At 28.1% G+C, this 20,846-nt stretch carries 19 protein-coding genes; 7 read left to right on the forward strand and 12 right to left on the reverse strand.

Translation table 11 applies throughout. The annotated features are described in order from the left end of the window. Window position 1 precedes the first annotated feature (1 nt). Genes nusB through VC03_RS04660 form a run of 5 tightly spaced genes read right to left on the reverse strand, consistent with a single transcriptional unit; the run spans window position 2 to window position 5,462 of the window. Entirely contained in the window at window positions 2–400 is a 399-nt protein-coding gene (gene nusB, locus VC03_RS04640) for a transcription antitermination factor NusB (RefSeq protein ID WP_046328882.1), read from the reverse strand. 7 nt (window positions 401–407) lie between these two features. Then, window positions 408–1,004, reverse strand: a complete 597-nt coding sequence (amaP, locus tag VC03_RS04645) for an alkaline shock response membrane anchor protein AmaP (RefSeq protein ID WP_046328883.1) — start codon at window positions 1,002–1,004, stop codon at window positions 408–410. A gap of 9 nt (window positions 1,005–1,013) precedes the next feature. Further along, window positions 1,014–1,358, reverse strand: a complete 345-nt coding sequence (locus VC03_RS04650; RefSeq protein ID WP_046328884.1) for an Asp23/Gls24 family envelope stress response protein — start codon at window positions 1,356–1,358, stop codon at window positions 1,014–1,016. A 45-nt stretch (window positions 1,359–1,403) separates the two neighbouring features. Continuing rightward, entirely contained in the window at window positions 1,404–4,361 is a 2,958-nt protein-coding gene (gene dnaE, locus VC03_RS04655; protein WP_046328885.1) for a DNA polymerase III subunit alpha, read from the reverse strand. Next, window positions 4,362–5,462 (reverse strand): cysteine desulfurase family protein, encoded by a 1,101-nt coding sequence (locus VC03_RS04660; protein ID WP_046328886.1) that lies wholly within the window; start codon window positions 5,460–5,462, stop codon window positions 4,362–4,364. A gap of 97 nt (window positions 5,463–5,559) precedes the next feature. On the opposite strand from VC03_RS04660, the gene pth reads away from it, so the two are divergent. The 7 genes from pth to VC03_RS04695 all read left to right on the forward strand — a co-directional run bounded on the left by pth (window position 5,560) and on the right by VC03_RS04695 (window position 12,345). Continuing rightward, window positions 5,560–6,132, forward strand: coding sequence for an aminoacyl-tRNA hydrolase (gene pth / locus VC03_RS04665; RefSeq protein WP_046328887.1), 573 nt, complete (start codon window positions 5,560–5,562; stop codon window positions 6,130–6,132). After that, a complete protein-coding gene (locus tag VC03_RS04670; protein WP_046328888.1) occupies window positions 6,113–6,628 on the forward strand; it encodes a hypothetical protein in 516 nt (171 codons plus the stop codon). Before pth ends, VC03_RS04670 begins: the two co-directional genes overlap by 20 nt. Then, window positions 6,618–8,243 carry a Na/Pi cotransporter family protein gene (locus VC03_RS04675; RefSeq protein ID WP_200893818.1) on the forward strand — a complete coding sequence of 542 codons (1,626 nt, stop codon included), beginning with the start codon at window positions 6,618–6,620 and terminating at the stop codon, window positions 8,241–8,243. Before VC03_RS04670 ends, VC03_RS04675 begins: the two co-directional genes overlap by 11 nt. A 9-nt stretch (window positions 8,244–8,252) precedes the next feature. After that, a complete protein-coding gene (locus tag VC03_RS04680) occupies window positions 8,253–9,674 on the forward strand; it encodes a leucyl aminopeptidase (RefSeq protein WP_046328890.1) in 1,422 nt (473 codons plus the stop codon). Between the two features lie 106 nt (window positions 9,675–9,780). Continuing rightward, window positions 9,781–10,767: a LacI family DNA-binding transcriptional regulator gene (locus tag VC03_RS04685; protein WP_046328891.1), complete on the forward strand. Its 987-nt coding sequence runs from the start codon at window positions 9,781–9,783 to the stop codon at window positions 10,765–10,767. A 1-nt stretch (window position 10,768) separates the two neighbouring features. Then, window positions 10,769–11,722, forward strand: a complete 954-nt coding sequence (locus VC03_RS04690; protein WP_046328892.1) for a sugar kinase — start codon at window positions 10,769–10,771, stop codon at window positions 11,720–11,722. Beyond that, on the forward strand, window positions 11,719–12,345 hold the full coding sequence (locus tag VC03_RS04695; RefSeq protein WP_046328893.1) for a bifunctional 2-keto-4-hydroxyglutarate aldolase/2-keto-3-deoxy-6-phosphogluconate aldolase: 627 nt from the start codon (window positions 11,719–11,721) through the stop codon (window positions 12,343–12,345). Before VC03_RS04690 ends, VC03_RS04695 begins: the two co-directional genes overlap by 4 nt. 20 nt (window positions 12,346–12,365) lie before the next feature. On the opposite strand, the gene VC03_RS04700 is transcribed toward VC03_RS04695, so the two are convergent. From VC03_RS04700 to VC03_RS04730, 7 genes are all read right to left on the reverse strand, one after another. Then, the gene (locus VC03_RS04700; protein ID WP_052727705.1) at window positions 12,366–13,346 is read right to left on the reverse strand and encodes an ABC transporter ATP-binding protein; all 981 of its coding nucleotides are present in this window, start codon (window positions 13,344–13,346) and stop codon (window positions 12,366–12,368) included. Continuing rightward, window positions 13,327–14,127, reverse strand: coding sequence for an ABC transporter permease (locus VC03_RS04705; protein ID WP_052727706.1), 801 nt, complete (start codon window positions 14,125–14,127; stop codon window positions 13,327–13,329). The genes VC03_RS04700 and VC03_RS04705 overlap by 20 nt, the downstream gene beginning before the upstream one ends. A gap of 1 nt (window position 14,128) precedes the next feature. Continuing rightward, entirely contained in the window at window positions 14,129–14,935 is an 807-nt protein-coding gene (locus VC03_RS04710; protein ID WP_046328894.1) for an ABC transporter permease, read from the reverse strand. Between the two features lie 236 nt (window positions 14,936–15,171). Then, entirely contained in the window at window positions 15,172–16,926 is a 1,755-nt protein-coding gene (uidA, locus tag VC03_RS04715; RefSeq protein ID WP_046328895.1) for a beta-glucuronidase, read from the reverse strand. Between the two features lie 12 nt (window positions 16,927–16,938). Then, window positions 16,939–18,651 carry a glycoside hydrolase family 3 protein gene (locus tag VC03_RS04720; protein ID WP_046328896.1) on the reverse strand — a complete coding sequence of 571 codons (1,713 nt, stop codon included), beginning with the start codon at window positions 18,649–18,651 and terminating at the stop codon, window positions 16,939–16,941. Beyond that, window positions 18,635–19,438, reverse strand: a complete 804-nt coding sequence (locus VC03_RS04725; RefSeq protein ID WP_046328897.1) for an HAD family hydrolase — start codon at window positions 19,436–19,438, stop codon at window positions 18,635–18,637. The genes VC03_RS04720 and VC03_RS04725 overlap by 17 nt, the downstream gene beginning before the upstream one ends. Continuing rightward, window positions 19,428–20,846: an MFS transporter gene (locus VC03_RS04730; protein WP_046328898.1), complete on the reverse strand. Its 1,419-nt coding sequence runs from the start codon at window positions 20,844–20,846 to the stop codon at window positions 19,428–19,430. The genes VC03_RS04725 and VC03_RS04730 overlap by 11 nt, the downstream gene beginning before the upstream one ends.

Genomic DNA, 20,846 nt, shown 5'->3' on the forward strand with positions numbered 1-20,846 from the left:
TTTATCTCATTTCTTCAACTAAATCTGCTAAAATTCCATTTATGAAATTCTTAGTTTTTACATCTCCATAAATTTTAGCTATTTCTACTGCTTCGTTTATTACTATTTCATGTCCAATTTTACAATTTACTATTTCATAAAATGACATCTTTAAAAGTACCTTTTCTACTACACCTAGTCTTTCATATGTCCAACCTTTTAGGTGTTTTTTAATATTTACAACTAAATCTTTTTCATTTTCAAGATAACCATCTATATATTTTACAAAAAATTCTTCTTTAGACTTACTTAACTTATTAACTTCTAAAAATTCTTTAGATCTAGTTTTAGCATCTGCGTTAACTATTTCATGTTCAAATAATATTTTAAATATTTCTTCTCTAATTTTTCTTTGTTCCATTTTTATCCTAATCTAATTCTTCTATATTATCATTTTCACTACTTATTTTTTCTTCTACATTAGTAGACTTAATTTCTTCAACAACTTCTTGATTATTAACCTTACTTATACTCAAATTAATTTTTTTAACATTTAGACCTAACATCTTCTTTATATACTCTTCTAGTTCCTTACTAATTAAGTCTAATTTGCTATTCATTTCATCAGTTTTAAAGTTTTCTATACTTGCGTTAATAATAGCACCATTAACTGTTCTTTTAGCAACTACTTTTGCTTGCTTTACAATATTTTTTGATTCTAAGAAATTCTTTGAAACTTCTTCTAGTGTTTTTAATGTAACTTCAATATTACCATTAGAACCCTTAATTACAACTGATTTTTTCTTTTTAAATACTTTTTCTAATAATGAGAATATTAGTATTAATAAGTAGACTACTATTGCTATTTCAAGTCCAAATCTTGCTATTGCATCATTTGAAAGTTCCATAGAACATTCATCTAATATATAAGTTATTAGACTTGGATTAACTACTAAAAAGTATAGTACTAATATTAGGGATAATAAAAGTAATGTATTAATTATACGTGATATCCATTTAAACATTGTTGCCTCCTATTCTTCATCAACCTTTTCAACTTTTTCGATAACTACATTTATTTCTCTAACATCTACTCCAGCTAATTCTTCTACTTTTTCTTTAATTGCCTTTTGTACATTTTGAGCAACTTCTTTTATTTTACTTCCATATACAACACATATTGAAACATCAATAACGCATTCAGTTTCTCCCATTTCAACTTCCAAACTTTTCTTACTGTCTTGTTTGAATAAGTTAGTAATTTTTGTTTTTATTTCTGGGTCACTAACACCTACAACATTTTCAACATTTTTTAGTACTTCCACTACTATATCTTTTATTACATTAGGTGATATTACTATATTTCCAAATTCGTTCATATTTTCTCCTTTTCTAACTCTATTATACAATTATATCATATAGCGTTATTTCAACTCAATACGTAAATTATTTTTACCCACTATACTTATTAATTCTTCAATGTTTTTCTTAGATAAATATATATATCTATTAGTTTTTGTAGGTAATTTTTGTTTTTGCTTATAGAAAACTACCTTTGAGTATCCACCATTTTTTAATATATATTTTTTTAATTTTCCCAAATTATCCTCATCTACATTGTCTAGTAGTATATTGGTTATACTTGCCTTATGCTTTCCTATCTCACTTAATTTTACTAATAATCCATTTTTTAAAACCAGATTATATTCACTTAAAAAGATATGTTTGTTCTTTATTACATCTAACACTTCTTCTCTAGGAAAACTTAATTTTAAACCAAGCATTTTTTCTTCCATATCAAGTAGTTCTAATATTTCATACTCTTTTGTATCTTTTTGTATGTATTTAACATCATCCTTTTTATCATCAAAAAATATTGTCCTACATACATCTTCTTTTTGTTCTTTTTTCTTTAATGCCATGCTATATATCTCATCAACATTCAAAACGACTTCTTTTCTTGTTATTCCCAAGCTATCAAAAACTCCTGCATCAGCTAATATTTGACACTGTTTTTTTGTTATACCATATTCAAGTAGTCTATAGCAAAAATCAAGAATATTCAAAAACTTACCTTTTTTTCTCTCATTTAATATATCATTACTAAACGATACCGATATACCAGATATATTGCATAGTCCATAACGTATACCATCTTTTTCTACGGTAAATTTCACATCTGATAAATTAATATCTGGCTTTAATATATTAACTTCTTTTGCTACATCTTTTAGATTATCATGTATACCTAATTGAGAATTTAAGTATGAGCAGAAGAATTCTTTTGTATAATTAGTCTTAAAATACGCTGTATAATATGAGAGCATTGCATAAGGTATGGTATGTGACTTATTAAATCCATATTCTCCAAACTTTTCAATTTGATTATACAAAACTTCTACCTTGTATCTATCAAATCCTCTATTAACTGAGTCTTCTATAAATCTTTTTTTATAGTTTTCAAGTATGTCCATCTTTTTCTTACTTATTGCTTTTCTCAAGTCATCTGCTTCATTTAAATCAAAGCCTGCAATTATTCTTGCTATTTTCATAACCTGTTCTTGATAAATTATTACACCATAAGTTGAGCTTAAAACTTCTTCTAATTGTGGGAATAAATACTCTACCTTACCATTACCATTTTTTATACTTATTAACTTATCAATCATACCGCTTTTTAATGGTCCTGGTCTGTATAGTGCTAAAACTGTAGATATATCTTGAAACTCATTTATTATATATCTTTTAATTAACTCTGTTATTCCTCTTGCTTCTACTTGAAATATACCCAAAGTCTTCCCCTTGTTATATTCCTCAAAAGTATTCTTGTCATCTAGGGGTATATCATCTAATTTCACATTAGTTAACTTTGTACATGAACTTAATATATCAAGGTTTGACAACGATAAGAAATCCATCTTTAAAAGTCCCATAGTTTCTAACTCTTCCATTTGATACTGAGTTATATTAACATTAAGTAAACTATCAAAATTAATAGGAACTATATCTGTTAACTTTTCACTAGATATTATTACACCTGATGGGTGTATGGAACTATGTCTAACATTACCCTTAAGTTTTTCTACAACTTCATCTATTACATATTTATTTTCTCTATTTTTAAATACTCTTTTTAAATCCTTTATTAGAGCTTTTTCTTTCATTGTAGAAAAGGTTATAATATTTGAAACGTAGTCTTTACCATACTTATCCATTACATACTGTATTATCTTGTCTTTTTTTGCTGTTTCAAAGTCTAGGTCTATATCAGGCATATTCTTTCTTGCAATATTTAAAAATCTTTCAAACATAAGGTCATATTTTAATGGGTCTACCTTTGTAATACCTAATAGATACGAAACTATACTACCACTAGCACTACCTCTTCCAGGCCCTACTAATATATCATTTTGTCTTGCATACCTTACTATATCTTCAACTATTAAAAAATATCCATTAAATCCCATCTTTGATATTATCTCTAGTTCATAATCAGCTCTTTTTTTAGCTTCATCATATCTTTTAGTATATTTTTTTGCTAAGTTGTCATACACTAAATTTTTTAAATACTGTTCTTGAGGTATATCAAACTGTAATTTGGGTACTTTTTTACTAGATAAGTCTAACTCCATCTTGTACTCTTCTAATATTTTTTCTGTATTTTCTATAGCCTTATCTAAAATATTTTTATCTAAAAAACTTAAGTCTTCCCTTATTTCTTCTTCAGTCTTAAAGTAAAGGCCTTTTTCTTCATACCCCTTCTTATTACCTATTCTTGCAACTATTTTCTGTAACTTTCTGTCTTCTTTTTGTAAATAGAATGTATCATTAACTGCTATTAATTCTACATCCATTTCTTTTGATATCTCTATATACTTTACTAGTCTTTTTTCGTCATTTAAAAAACATGGTAATTCTAAGTAAATATCCTTAAATTTACTAGAATATTCTTTTAATACCTCTCTTACATTAGAATATTCTAAGTCCTTCATTAAAACATATACCTCAGAATTAAGTGAACCTGTAGTTACTAATATATTATTGCATTTTGATATATCAGATATATCTAATACACCTTTTTTCACGTATGATAGACTTGATAAATTCACTAATTCCTTATACCCTTTTTCTCCTTTTGCATAAAGAGTTAAAATATATTTACCCTCTCTTTTTACACCATACACAAAAACTGTTAGTCCCATTAAAAGATTAATGTTGTTTTTCTTGCACAAATTGTACATTTTCATAGCTGAGCACATAGACTTATCTACTAGACCTAGTCCTTTTAACCCTAATTCACTGACTTTTTTAACATAATCACTTATCTTACCTACACCTTCTAAAAGGGTGTAGTCAGTATATACTTTAAGATTTATATACATCTACATCTTCTCCAAACAATCTATGAAATAGTCTATCTCCTCTTTAGTATTATGTAAGCCTAAAGATACCCTTATAGATGAATTAGCCTCTTCTTCACTTAATCCCATTGCAATTAGTACAGGAGAAGCACTAAGGCTACCTGACATACAAGCAGATCCTCCACTTACCATGATACCCTTCATATCAAGCATAGGTAAAAGAGTTTGTATATTTTTACCCTTAACTTGTATACTCAATATATCATCTATCCTATTTTCACCATTTACAATGCACTTGTCACTTAGTTTAGATAATAGGTATCTATTTAATTCTTTTATGTACGCTCTTTCATCTTTCATATTTTTATACGCTAACTCTAGTGCATATGCACTTGCAAGTATAGCATCAAGATTTTCTGTACCTGCCCTCTTATTTCTTTCTTGAGGACCACCATATATTAGCTTTTCTACTGGTATATCATCACGTAAATAAAGGACACCTACACCTTTTGGTCCATAAAACTTGTGTGCTGAACCTGTCATACTATCTATTCCTAATAGGTAGGGGTCTACTTCCATCTTACCTAATAGTTGTGCACCATCGACATGGAAATATATTCCAGTATTAGCTAATAGCTTTGATATTTTATCTATAGGTTGTCTTACTCCAGTTTCATTATTAACTGCCATAACACTAACAAGTGCTGTATTTGTATTTAAATATTTTTTTAAATCTTCTACATCTACTTGTCCATTAGGTAAAGTTTTTACATAGTGTACAATGTACCCCTCGTCTGATAATCTATTCATTAATTTCAAAATACTTGAGTGCTCTATGTTTGATGTTATTATCTCTTTTTTATCAGTTTTAGATAAAAGCCCTCTTATAGCCAAATTATTTGATTCTGTTGCTCCAGATGTAAAAAGTATATCTTGCGTTTTTACATTTAGTAAACTTGCAACAGTAGCTCTAGCCTTTTCTAACATAACCCTTGATTCACGTCCCATACTATGAACTGATGAAGGATTTGCATAATATTTTTCTAAGCATTCTACTAGGTAATCCAATACTTCTTTTCTAATTTTTGTAGATGCTGCATTATCTAAATAAACACTTCTCATTTTTACTCCTATTTTTCTTTATTTACAGCCTTATTATATCATATTTTAAAATTGAAAAGTAGGTTTATTTTATGTTATACTAATTACAGGTGATTTTATGAGATTAATAGTTGGATTAGGTAATCCAGGTGATGAGTACAAAAACACAAGACACAATCTTGGATTTATTGTCCTTGACAATTACCTTACTGAAAAGAATTTGATAAATGGTCTTAAAAAAGATTTTAAATCTGAATATTTAAAGTTTAATGACTGTTTCTTTCAAAAACCTCTTACATACATGAATGATTCAGGTGTTGCAATAGAACAGTTGATGAAGTATTACAAGATAAGTGTCAATGACCTTTATGTAATATATGATGATATGGATATGGAAGTAGGTAAAATACGTATCAAAAATTCTGGTAAATCTGGTGGTCATAATGGTATAAAGTCTATTATATCCCACTGTGGTGACGGATTTACAAGAATAAAAGTAGGAATAGGACATAAAAAAAATGACGCAGTTTCTCATGTACTTGGTACATTTCCTAAAGAAGACAAAGAAATTTTAAACGCAAAACTTACTATACTAAATGAACTAATAGATGACATACTAAATGGTGTAAGTTTTAATAAGTTACAAAATATGTATAGCGGGAAAGGAATAAATGGAAATAAGGAAAAGTAATATCTCTGACATACCCAGGTTATTAGAGATATCTAATGATGCCAAAGAATTTATGAAAAAAAATGGCCTTAACCAATGGAACAATGGTTATCCAAATGAAAAAACTTTTAAAAATGACGTTTTAGATGATATAGGTTACTGTGTTGTCAAAGAAAACATTGTAATTGGATATTTTGCACTAGTATTTGGAAAAGAAAAAACGTACGAAAAAACATATGAGGGTAACTTTAAATACACTGGCGATTATTCAACAATACATCGTTTAATGATTTGCGGGGATTATAGGGGTAAGAACTTAACAAAAGATATATTCTTATACATACAAAAACTTACTCAAGATAAATTAGTACAATTTGTACGAATAGATACACATAAAGATAATATACCTATGAAAAAAGCAATTTTTTCTAATGGTTTTAAATATTCTGCCATAATACATGTAGAAGATGGTAGTGAAAGAATGGCTTTTGAAAAGGAGGTTAATAATGGACTATAAGGTTACATTATTTCAATTTATGGGTGGTTTAGGACTATTCCTATTTAGTATTAAATATATGGGTGATGGTCTACAAATGTCAGCTGGTGACAGATTAAGAAATTTATTAGATAAATATACCACCAATCCATTTTTAGGAGTTTTAACAGGGATACTTGTTACTATTCTTTTACAATCAAGTTCTGGAACTACTGTTATAGTAGTTGGATTAGTTGGAGCTGGACTGCTTAACTTAAAACAAGCAATAGGGATAATAATGGGGGCAAATATTGGTACTACCATTACAACCTTTATTATCGGGTTTAATCTTTCAAAATATTCACTTCCTATTATATTTTTAGGAGCTGCACTACTATTTTTCACAAAAAGATCTACTTTGAATAATATAGGTAGAATACTATATGGTTTTGGAGGAATATTTTATGCATTGACTTTAATGTCATCTGCCATGCAACCTCTTAAGTATGAACCTTGGTTTACACAACTTATGATAGACCTTGGTAAGAATTCAATATTAGGTGTTTTTGTAGGTACTGGTCTTACTATGCTAATACAAGCATCTTCTGCGACTATAAGCATACTACAAAATCTGTACTCCGAACATATTATAACCCTTAAAGCAACATTGCCAGTTTTATTCGGAGATAATATAGGGACTACAATAACTGCAATAATTGCATGTATAGGTGCTACACGTTCAGCAAAAAGAGTTGCAGCATCACACGTACTATTTAATGTAATAGGTACAGTAATATTCTCAATATTACTAACACCATTTACTGAATTTGTACTATTTATTGAAAAACTACTTAAAGTTCCACCTAAATTGACAATTGCTCTAGCACACGCAACATTTAATGGTGTTAACACTTTAATTTTATTCCCATTTATTGGGGCACTTGCGTATATAGTAACAAAACTAATACCATATAACGAAGATGAAGAAACATATAAGCCAAAATTCCTAGACACTATGCTTATACACAACGCTCCATCAGTAGCACTTGGACAAGCAAAAAAAGAATTGTCTGTTATGTTAACTAAGGCAAGAGAAAATTTAGAAAGATCTGTTAACTACTTCCAAACTAGAGATCCTAATGTTGGTAATAGGGTTGCAATTAAGGAAGATGAATTAAATAACTTAGATAGGGCTATAAACAACTATCTTACTGTACTATTCCATGAACATTTGGCACAAACAGACAGTGAAATAGGTTCAAACTTAATGGATATGTCACGTGATATAGAAAGAATTGGAGATCACGCTATGGCATTAGTTAGAGATGTAGACTATCAAATTAAAAAAGGCATGGCTTTTTCTGATGATGCTAAGTATGAAGTTACAATATTATCAAATATTACAAACGAAATGCTTAAACTTGCCTACGAGGCTTTTGTTAATAATGATAAAGAAAAAGCAATAGAAGCACTAGACTTACATAATTCTATTTATGTATACGAAAAAAAATCACGTAAAAAACATATAAATCGTTTGAGAAACGGTGAATGCGATATTAAAGCAGGACTATACTATGTTGATATTATCTGTCACTTTACAAGAATATGTGACCATGGTAGAAACGTAGTTGAAAAAGTAATAAATAACCAAATATAGGAGGATAATATGAAATTTAATTTAGAAAAAAATGGTGGTCTTTTAGTTGAAATATATTTTGAAGGCCTAAGCTGTGAATGTAAGCTATATAATCATTTAAAAGAAAAGAAAATATTTGAAGGTAAATTAGGACAAGTTTATGTTAATACCTTTGAAAATGTTGCCTTTGTTGGACTAGGTAAAAAGGATGAACTTGATTTAAATGAAGTACGTACAGCATTTTTCAATCTTGCTAAAGAATTAGAAAAAAATAACGTAAATGAAATTAGTTTAACTGTTGAAAAAATTGATGGTGTTTGTATGGCTGGATTTACATCAGCTGTTGTTGAAGGTTTAAAACAAGCTGAATACAAGTTTGATAGATTCCATACAGATAGAAAAGAAGCTTTCGAATTAACTGTTAACTACACATTAAATATTGAAGAAGAAAAATTACCTGTTATACAAAAAGCAATAGACGAAACTCAAAGCTTAATTGATTCTGTCTTTATTACTAGAGATCTTGTAAATCTTCCATCAAATTATATTTACCCAGAAACATTGGCTAATAAGGCAAAAGAATTATTAGAAAAAGTTGGTGTAAAAGTTACAATATATGGAGAAGAAGAAGCAAGAAAGATGGGATTAAATGCCTTCCTTGCAGTAGGTAGCGGTTCAGATAGAGAACCTAAGTTTATAGTAATGGAATATTCAAATGATCCAACATCTAATGAAAAATTAGCTCTTGTTGGTAAAGGAATTACATATGATTCAGGTGGATATTCACTAAAACCAAGTGATGGAATGAAGACTATGTTTGATGACATGGGTGGAGCTGGAACAGTTATAGGTACTATACATGCAATTGCAAAATCTAAATTAAAAGCTAATGTAGTTGGTGTAGTTGGAGCTTGTGAAAATGCTTTATCTGGTCATTCATACAAACCTGGTGATATTGTAACATCATTCTCAGGTAAGACTATAGAAATTGATAATACAGATGCTGAAGGTAGAGTTACATTAGCTGACTCTGTATACTATGCTTCAACTGTAATGAAAGCTACTAAGGTAATAGACCTTGCAACTCTAACAGGTGCTTGTCTTGTAGCATTTGGTGAAGTTTATACAGGTGCTGTAACAAATAACCAAGAATTCTTTAATCAAGTTGTAAGTGCTGCTAAATTATCTGGTGAAAAGATATGGCAATTACCTACAGATAAAGAATTTGCTAAATTAAATAAATCAAGAGTTGCAGACATTAAGAACACTGGTGGAAGAATGGGTGGAACTATTACAGCAGGTATGTTTGTTGGAGAATTCAATAACAACTTACCTTGGATACACTTAGATATAGCTGGTACTGCATTCTTATCAAAGGCATACAGCTACTTATCTGTTGGTGCAACTGGAATACACGTTAAAACATTATACAACCTTGTTAAGGGATTATAGAGAAAAAAAAGTGTCAAATTTAATTTGGCACTTTTTTAGTATTCTATTGAATTTTTAAATTTTAGGTAGTATAATATATATGTGTATCGGTTTCTAAGGAGGTTATATGGAATTAACAATAAATGATATTGCTAAATTAGCCAATGTTTCTAAGACTACAGTTTCAAGATTTTTAAATGGTAAGTATGAATTTATGTCTTCTGATACTAGAAAACGTATTCAAGAGATAATAGACAGTACTGGATATACTCCTAGTAATCTTGCAAGAAGTCTTAAAACAAGAAAAGGTAAGATTATAGGTCTGACTATTGCTGATATGCAAAATCAATTTTCTAGTTTCATCTTCAAAGGTATTAGTGAAGTTTGTTGTAAAAAAGGTTATCACGTTTTAGTGACTGAAGTTAATGGAGATGAGAAAGACGCAATAAATTCTCTATTATCATATAATATAGATGGGTTAATAATTAATACAATAGGTGGTAATGATGAATATATTATAGACCTTGCAAAGAAAAAAAATATACCTATAGTCCTAGCTGATAGAAGTATAGGCTCAAAAAACACTATAGATACCGTTACTTGCGATAATTATATAGCTAGCTATAATTTGATGAAACATTTAAAAAAACAAGGTTTTGAAAATGTAGCTTTTTTTACAAGCAATATGAAGAATAATAGTGTTAAGAATTTAAGGTATAGTGCATTTTGTGATGCTATGTCAGATATTTTTAAAAGAAACCCTAAAGACACTACCTATATTGATAACTTTAACTTAAAAGACTTTATACAAAAATACAGAAATTCTAATACAGCCATATTTTGTGTAAATGGATCTATATTACTTAAAGTTTTAGATGAGGTTAATAATCTTAATCTATCATTAAAAGAAGAAAATATAGGGATTTGTAGTTTTGATGATTGGGGATGGCAAGAATTATTAAATATCACAACTATACGCCAAGATTCATATGAGTGTGGTAAGATATGTGCTAATCTTTTATTCAAGAGACTAGAAAATATGGATAAAACTGTTGAATTTATAGAATTACCAACAAAATTAATTGTAAGAAATTCAACAAAAAATGAGGTGTAACATGAAAAATATATTATTATTAGGTGAACCACTAGCGTTGTTGGTTGCTGAAGAAATAGGTGATTTAGAAGATATTAATACGTTCTATAAAACAACAGCAGGGGCTGAGTTAAATGTTGCTGTTGGTTTAACTAGGTTAGGTTTTAATACACAATATGTCACAAATTTAGGTGATGATCCTTTTGGAAAGTCAATATATAATTTTATAAAAAAAGAACATATAGGTCTAAAATATATTAATATTTTAGAAAATAAAAAAACTGGAATAATTTTAAAAGCTAAAACAAATGTAGGTGACCCCAAAGTATATTATTATAGAACCAATAGTGCTGCAACAAAATTAGATATTTCGAATATAGAAAATATTGATTTTGAAAATATCTGCTTATTACATATTACTGGAATACCTCTTGCAATTTCAAATTCATTCAGAAATGCTATATTTTACGCAATAGAAAAAGCTAAAAAACATAATATTACAATAACTTTTGATCCAAATATTAGGCTATCGATGTGGAAGGATATGGATGACTTAAAAGATACTATACTTAAAGTCGCAAGATTATCTGATTACTTTATGCCTGGTTTAAATGAATGTAAGACTTTGATATCTGAAACTAATATTAATAATATTAAGGAAAAGTTCTTATCCACAGGTATTAAAAGGATAATAATTAAAGATGGTTCTCTTGGATCATATTACATAGATAAAAATCAAACAATATTTGAACCAAGTTTTATTGTTAAAAAAGTTGTAGATACAGTTGGTGCAGGTGATGGATTTGCTGTTGGGATAATAAGCTCTATATTAGAAAATATAGACTTACATTCTATGCTAATACGTGCTAACGCTATTGGAGCAATACAAGTAACAAGTAAAAGTGATAATGAAGATTTACCATCAAGAAATGAATTATCTAATTTTATATCTAAAAATGAAAGGAAAAAATTATGAAACAAAAAATTTTAAGTAAAATTAAAGAAAATGGCTTAGTTGCTGTTGTTCGTGGTACAGATGATATTAATGCTGTAGAAATTTCAGAAAAAATAATAGAAGGTGGAATAAAAACTATTGAACTTACATTTTCTACTAGATATGCAGACAGTGCAATAAATAAATTAAGTAGAAAATACCATGATGATGAAAATATTTTAATTGGTGCTGGTACTGTATTAGATGATATTACAGCAAGAATTGCCATATTAAATGGTGCTCAATTTGTTGTATCTCCTCATTTTGATAAGAAGATTTCTAAAGTATGTAATAGATACTCTATTCCATATTTAGCAGGTTGTGGTAGTGTTACAGAAGTTATATCAGCAATTGAAAATGGATCTGATATAGTAAAAATATTCCCTGGAGGAGTATTAGGAACTAACTTTATTAAAGATGTACATGGACCTATTCCTTATGCAAATATGATGCCATCAGGTGGTGTAAATATCGATAATATGGATAAATGGATAAACGCTGGTGCATACGCTATAGGTATAGGATCTGCACTAACAAAAGGTGGTATGGATAAAATCGTTGATACTACTAAAGCATTCGTTGAAAAATATAATGGGATAAAATAAGGGTAGGCTAAAAACTTACCCTACTCTTCATATATTTTTTTAATAATTTTATCTATATTAACCTCTTCAAATCTTATCTCATCAATATCTATTGCTTGGAAGACTTTAGATAGAACTTTTTTTTCAATTTGTATATCTTTTTTTATTGTTAATTTTAAGATGTTGTTTTCTATTCTATATGATTTAACTAGGTCTTTCATGGTTTCCATTGTATTTTTAATATCCCCTACATTTCTTAGAGTTAATTTTATTAATTTATCATTTCCATAGTATTCTTTTAATTTTTCTAGACTATCATCATATATTATTTCACCATAGTTGATTATAATAGCCCTATTACATAAATATTCAACATCTCTCATATCATGAGTTGTTAAAAGAATTGTAACACCCTCATCCTTATTAATCTTTTTTAATGATTTTAATATTTTATCCTTTATTACAACATCTAAACCTATAGTTGGTTCATCTAAAAAAAGTATCTTTGGACTATGTAGCAATGCTCCTGCAATGTCTGCTTTCATACGTTGACCAAGCGATAAAGATCTTATCTGACTATATTTAATTTCATCTAAATTTAAAATTCCATTTAAATATTCATATCTTTTTTCAAAGCCTTCATTTGTTAGTCTGTAGATTTCTTTTAAAAGACATAAATTATCCCAAACTGATAAGTCCCACCAAAGTTGTGTTCTTTGTCCAAAAACTACACCTAGATTATATGCATTTTGCTTTCTGTTTTTTATAGGACTAAAACCATTAACAAGGCAATTACCAGAAGTTGGTGTTAGTATTCCTGTTAGCATTTTAATAGTTGTAGATTTACCAGCACCATTAGGACCTAAAAATCCAACAATTTCACCTTTTTTTACGTTAAAGCTAAGGTGTTTTACAACTTCTTTTTCGCTTTTTTCTCTTTTAAATATTCCTATTCTTTTGTAGGTAGTAAACTTTTTAGTTAAATCATTAACTTCTATTATTCTATGATCCTGAGCTTTCATAACGTTTTTCTCCTTCTTTCCAAAATATGCTAGTAAATACGATTAAGATAACTATTAAAAATATTATAGATACAAAATCCTTTATCTTCATAGGTTCTAGTAATATGTACTTAATAGGGTAATATGCTGTAAATCCATAAGCTAAAATATATGTTAATATCATTTGCATTACTTTCGGATATATTGTTATAGGGTACTTAGCAAAATCTGATACTGAGTATATTGCTCTTAAAACTGTGAAACTACGTTTAATGAAAAATGCAAAAGTTGTTCCTATAATTTTTATAGACGTATAGATTATGCAAGCAATTACTATGAAAAATATTGTTTTTACTAATATTGTGTAGCTAAATGATATATTTAAAGCTTTTAATGAATATATGTATAGGGCAAACCCTGTAATAATTTCTCCTAGTGCATCGAATTGTACGGTTTCTATAATAATCTGAAATAAAGGATTTAATGGTCTTGTTAAGTACTTATCATATGTTCCACTTATTACACCATTTGATGCAAAAAACCAAAGGTAGTCTGAATAAAAATGATCTAGACCTCTTGTTATTTGAGAAAATCCATACAAGGCTATCATTTGATTTAAGTTAAATCCTGCAATTTCTGGAGTTTGTTTGAAAATTATACTAATAAAAAATAATCCACTTATTTGAATTAGCAAAAAGGCTGTGACACCTATAAAAAAATTAACTAGAGAATTACTAAATATCTTAAACGAATATTTAAATCTAATAATATATACTTTGAAATAGTGTAAAAATGTATTCATATTACCCTCCATTTACTGTCAAATACTTTTGTGCTGATAACCAAAGCAAATGTGTTAGTATGCCTAAAATTACACACCATAAAATTTGTATACATATCAATCTATATGTTTCATATGGGCTAAATTGATTAAGAAGTATAGATACTGGTCCGAAATTCATGTAATAAAATGGAGTTAGTTTAAGTATCATTACTACTTTATCAGGGAAAAAGGTTAGTGGGAATAGTTGACCTGTAACTAGTGCCATTATAGTAGATTTTAATGTGAAAAATCCCCAGATGTAATTTAAATAGAAAGCTGCAAGACCTATTATGAAACTTAACATAAAGTTTAGTATAATACTAAATATTACGGTTATAGCATAAAAGAAAATACTTAAATATGTGACGTTAAAATTTGTTTTAGAATAAAGTGTATAACAGACAAGTCCAAATATTACTGGAAAAATTAGAAATAGAAAGGTAAATGATATTTCCCCCATTGTTTCTCCAATTAATCTTTTAAAATATGATACAGGTCTTATAAAGTTATTTACTACCTGACCTGACGAGACCTCATCTGCAATAGTATGTTCAATTTCACTATTATACATTCTAACAGTTAAATTTGACATTATTGTATATAGGATTAGTGAATTGAAATCAAATCCTTTAATTAGGTGATTGCCATTGTTTCTATAAACAACATACCAAATAAACATCATACTTATTACATGGAAAATATTAGCAAGTACACCTATAATGAAATTCCATCTATACACTAAGTTCGTCTTCCAAACACTTCGTATATATATTTCCATCGCCTTCATTTTTACCACCTTTTTAATAATTTATATGTTATTGTATATTTTTTAAGTTTTATTGTCAATTATATTTTGACTAAAATTAATTTTAATATTGAATATTATATAAAAATTGCTTTTTTAATACACTCTTACAAAAAATCCCTCTATCTTTAAAAATAGAGAGATTTACACACTATAACATTTATACCCCACCATATAGCAAGTGGTTAACATTTATCTGATTAAATTATATCACAGTATTATTTCTTTTCCAATACTAATTCCTTATACCCATAATTTGGTATCATAGTCCATCTGTTTTTTAGGTGCTTTGCAATTGACTTAGGATTTCTTTCTCTTGTAAATATTCCTTTCTTATTACCTTGAACTCTAAATAGACCATATTTAGTTTGAAAGTCTGCATAATTCCATGTTTGTTCTCCAATAAAGTATGATAAACTATCGAAAACTTCTTCATTCATTTTGTAATACTCTATTTGAAATTCTTCAGAAAAAGGTGTCATTTCATCTATATCATGTATACCAGCTATAGTATCTACGCCATATTCTGTAAACATTATTGGTTTATTAGGATATTTTTCATGCCATAGATTTAATTCTTCTAGCATTTTTTCTCTAGCAACTTTTAAATCTCCTAAATTTACATACCAACCATAATATCTATTAAGACAAAGTACATCACATAAACTACTAGCTAGACATTTATTTACTGGTGCTAACATAATATTTGCAAAAGTACAAGGTCTTTTTTGCTTATCTAATTTTCTAGCTAATTTAAATAATGGTTCAAAATATTCATAAGCCCCTTTTTCTGCAGTAGATGGTTCATTTGCTATAGACCACATTACAACACAAGCATAATTTTTATCTCTATCTATTAGTTCTCTTATCACTTGTTCATGAGCTTCTTTTGTATTTATTTTTTCCCAAGTATTCTTTTTTTCAGTTGTTCCAATTAAATCAAAACCAAAATTAGCCATAAGACCAACAGCTGTTGTTTCATCTATTACAACAAAACCTTCTCTATCAGCTAATCTCATCATTTCCTCAGAATATGGATAATGTGATGTTCTAAATGAATTTGCACCTAACCACTTCATTCGATTAATATCAGATACATTTAAAACCTCATCTAAGCCTCTTCCATGTATATATGAGTCTTCATGTCTACCAAATCCTTTAAAATAGAATGATTTTCCATTAATTAAAAACTTATTATCTCTAACTTCTACAGTTCTTATTCCAAACTCTTCTGTATATTCATCAATAACTTTGCCATCATTTGATAATAGTTCTACTTTTGCTTTGTATAAATATGCATTTAATGGTTCCCATAATCTTACATTTGTAATTACACCATCAGTTGACACAACAGTATTTTTTTCATCTAATATACTTATTTTCAATTTAGGATTTTCAACATTTGTTTTTACATCAAAACTTACTTTAGCATTATTTTTATTAACTTCATATGTAATTACTATATCATCTATATGTTGCTTAGGTTTTATCCATAATTTAACAGGTCTATGTATACCTGCATAATTAAAGAAATCAAAATTTTCATCAACTTTTTCTTGACCATTTTCATTACTATAGTTTCCAACAGGTAATGAAGTATAGTCTAACTTATTTGAAACAATAACTTTTAATCTATTTTCTCCTTCTTTTACATATTTATTTATATTAAATTCAAAAGGCGTAAAACCACCTTTATGTGTTCCCACTAATTCGTTGTTTATATATACCTTTGCAACATGTGTAACTGAACCAAATCTTAAAAATATTTCGTTTAGTAACATTTCTTCTTTTATCAAAAAGTCTTTTTGATAAATTAAATTTCCTACATAATTTTTCTTATCATGCCCTACCACTTGATCATTAAACGAACCAGGAACAGCTATCATTTCTTCTTTTTCATTCTCAAAATTAAATTTCCATATACCTGATAAATCTATTAAATCACGTGTTTTAGTTTGTAATGGATACAACATATTATCACCTCGTTATAGTTTAGCTTGAAATTGATTAGCCCAAACATTTTCATTAAAATGTTTTCCTTTAAATTCTGATTTACCTAATAGTTTATCTACTAGTTGGTTAATTGTTTCCTTGCAATCAGAATATGCATTAATGTAGCACTTTGCCATTGTTAAGTCATGTAAATGATTTGTAAAATTAAATGAAACAACAACAGTAGGTACTTCATGAACAAACCAAGGTATTTCATTTGACATAGGCCCGCTATATTTAATTCTCATATTATTTTGTTCAGCATACCCTTTAACATCTACAAATACTAATGCTAAATCAACTTCTTTTTTGTATTTTTCTACACTTCCTTTAGCACGAACTCCTCTATCATTTAAAGTTACTATAAATCCTTCTTTTTCTAATTTTTCTACACATAATTTTTCAAATTCTTCGTTTGGCTTATATATTCCATTTTTTTCACCTTCTATTATGTATAGTCTTACTCTTTTATGTTTTTTATTATTAATAGGCAAAACATTTTTTGTATCTTTAATTAAACTTATACCTTTATCTATAGCTTCTTTTTGCATTTCCTTATGTTCTTTGCAACCAATTACATCTAAATCTTTTAGACTTCTTTTTGGTTTTTCAATATTTAGTCCTAACTTTGCCTTAAGACCTAAAATTCTTCTTAATGCATCATGTAATCTTTCTTTTGTTATCACACCATTTTTGTACCCATTTAACATATAGTTAAAGTCTTCATCTATATCATTGAAGAATAAGAACATATCGCAACCAGCTGCTATTGCCTTAGGTACATAATCTTTTCTTTGCATACTAGAAGTCATACCTAGCATATGTGATGCATCTGTAATAACTAAACCATTAAAGTTTAATTTTTCTTTTAATAAGTCTTGTATTAATTCACTTGCTAATGTTGCTGGTAACACATCTTTATCTTCTAATCCTTTAACTAAGTATTTTTGATAATTAGGTAATGCAATGTGACCTGCCATTATCATTTCAACACCATTATTTATATGAGTTCTGTATACTTCTCCAAAACTTTTTTCCCAATCTTCTATACTTAAATTGTTAATTCCTAACACTAAATGTTGGTCTCTTTCTTCTATTCCATCTCCAGGGAAATGTTTTATGCATTTTATTACTTTGCTCTTATCTAAACCTTTTAAATATGAGACTGTATGTTTAATTACAACATCTGTATCTCTACCATATGCTCTTGTATTAACAATTGTATTTCTAAAGTTTTTTATTATATCTACGCAAGGATCAAAATTAACATTTATTCCTAGTGCTTGTTCTTCTACTCCACTAACATATCCAGCATTATATGAAACAGTTTCATCTCCACTAGCTTCACATTGTGCAGCTGTTGCTATATATGTACCATCGCTACAAGCACCATCTCCACCTGAATCACAATTAGCTGCAACTAATAGAGGTATTTTTGAATATTCTTGTAAATCATTTATTAAATTCATTACAGCTTCTTTATTACCACCTTGGTATCTTGCACCTCCTATATGATATTTTTCTATAATTTCCTTATTTGTTAAATCTGTTTCAGTAAATTTTCTATCTTCTAGACTGAAAAGATTAAAGAATAGTTGTCCTATTTTTTCTTCATCACTCATTGAATTTATTGTATTTTCAACCCATGAAATTTGTTTATCACTCAAATTATATGGTTTTTCTTTTAAATTAACTGTTCTTGGCATCTAAGTCACCTAACTTTCTTTCATATTTTTCTATATATTCAGCATCTTTGTATTCATCTTTCAAAAATTTTTCTAGGATATGGTTTATGAATAAATCCCAACTCTCATTTTCTTCGTTTACTATTATAGGGTACATAAGAACATTATTTTCTTTTGCAGACAATATATCTCCTGGTGAATCACCCATCATTACTATATTTTTAGGTTCATACCCTTTATCAATTAAATATTTAATACAATCTTTCTTTGTACCTTGACTTTGACCCATTACATAATCTACATAATCTATTAATCCAAATTTTTCCCATTCGTCTTTTATAGCCTCATTATTTGCTGCTGACACTATTGCTATATCCACATATTTTTTCATCTTATGTATTGCATCTTTAACGCTAGAAAAAGGCTTAGCCATATATTTTATACCTTCTATTTTTTTATTAACTTCATTGCTCCATATAAGTGCCTTTTCTAGCTCACCACTCTTTTTTTTCGAAATTTCTTTCTCTAAAGACTTATTAGATAACTCATTTGTCGAATTTATCCATGCTTTTAAATCATTTAAAGGTTTATTTATACTATCAAACACTAAGGAAAGTCCAACAAATCTATTTACTCCTCTTGTTTTTGAATAAAGATTTATCTTATTCCATTTTTTTAAAAATTCTTCTTTTTCCTTTATATTAAACACTCTTACAGCAATAGGTCCAAAACAATATATATGTTTGTAATTCATGGTATCCATAGCACAACCATCTGAATCTATACATACAATTTTCCTATTTTGCATTTTCTACCTCTCTACGTTTATTTAATTTTTCTGTATTTATCATAACTTGCTTTATACCTAAAGGATATATAAATAGTAGTACTACACCACATAAAATACAACCTACTCCTTGTGCTAATGTGTATATTGAATAAATACTATTGCTTACACTTACACTTTGTATTACTTGACTTGAATTATATCCTATATATGATAATATGAATCCTGTCATACCTCCTGCTAATGCTTGACCTAACTTTCTAGCAAATGAATACACAGCATATACTGTACCATCTTCTCTACAACCTGTTCTAACTTCTTGATCATCTATTATGTCTGTTATAAAGGCCCAAACTATTACATTAAAGTATGATGTACCTAGTGCACATAGTACAAAGAACGCAAAGAATACCCATGCATTATTAAGTCTTAAAAGGTATAGGATTATGAATATACCTCCTGATATTAATAGACCTATTGATCCTGATGTCTTTTTACCTATCTTTTTTACTATTTTACTTGCAATAGGTGAAACAGCAAATGTTAAAATTGCTCCTATCATACCTGAATACGCTAATACTTCTTTGTTTTTAAAATAATCAATATAAATATATGCTGATAAACCACTACCTAACATTGTTGTTAATAAATATATTAAAGATATTACCAAAAATACTTGTAATGATCTATTAACTTTTAAACTATTTCCTATCTTCTTTACTTCTTTTAAAAAACTCTTTTCTTCTTTATTATACTCACAAATTTTAACTTTTACTCTTTCTATAGAAAATTTATAGCAAAACATATAGAATATGAATGATAAAATTGAAAATGCTAAGGCTAAAATTGTAAATCTTTCTGGGACTATTACATTTTCTAATTTACCATTTATATACTTTTCAACAAATATCACTTTAGGAACTATATATGAGATTAATAAAACTGATATACTTGCTCCTACGCTTCTATATACTGATAATGATGCTCTTTTTTCACAATCTATAGTTATGACTGAAGCCATTGATCCATACGGAATATTTATCGCTGTATAGCATATGCTTCCCCAAAAAATGTATGTAACAAATATATATGCTATTTTTATAGGCATTGAAAAATCTTTAACTACATATACAAATAGTAAAAATGACGATAAACTTACAAAAGGTGCAACCATTTTTATCCAAAATCTAAATTTACCTTCTTTTCTTGGTTTGATTATGTCAACTAATCTCCCCATTCCTATATCAGTAAATGCATCAACTATTCTTGCTGTTAAAAATAGTAATCCTACTACTGCTCCTGATATACCTAATACCTTAGTATAGAATACCATTAAATACATCATTACAAATATAAATGACAAATCATTTGCTACGTCACCTGACATGTATGCTAATTTATCTAACATACCAAATTTTCTATATTCCAT

The sequence above is a fragment of the Sneathia vaginalis genome (assembly GCF_000973085.1).
GTDB lineage: Bacteria > Fusobacteriota > Fusobacteriia > Fusobacteriales > Leptotrichiaceae > Sneathia > Sneathia vaginalis.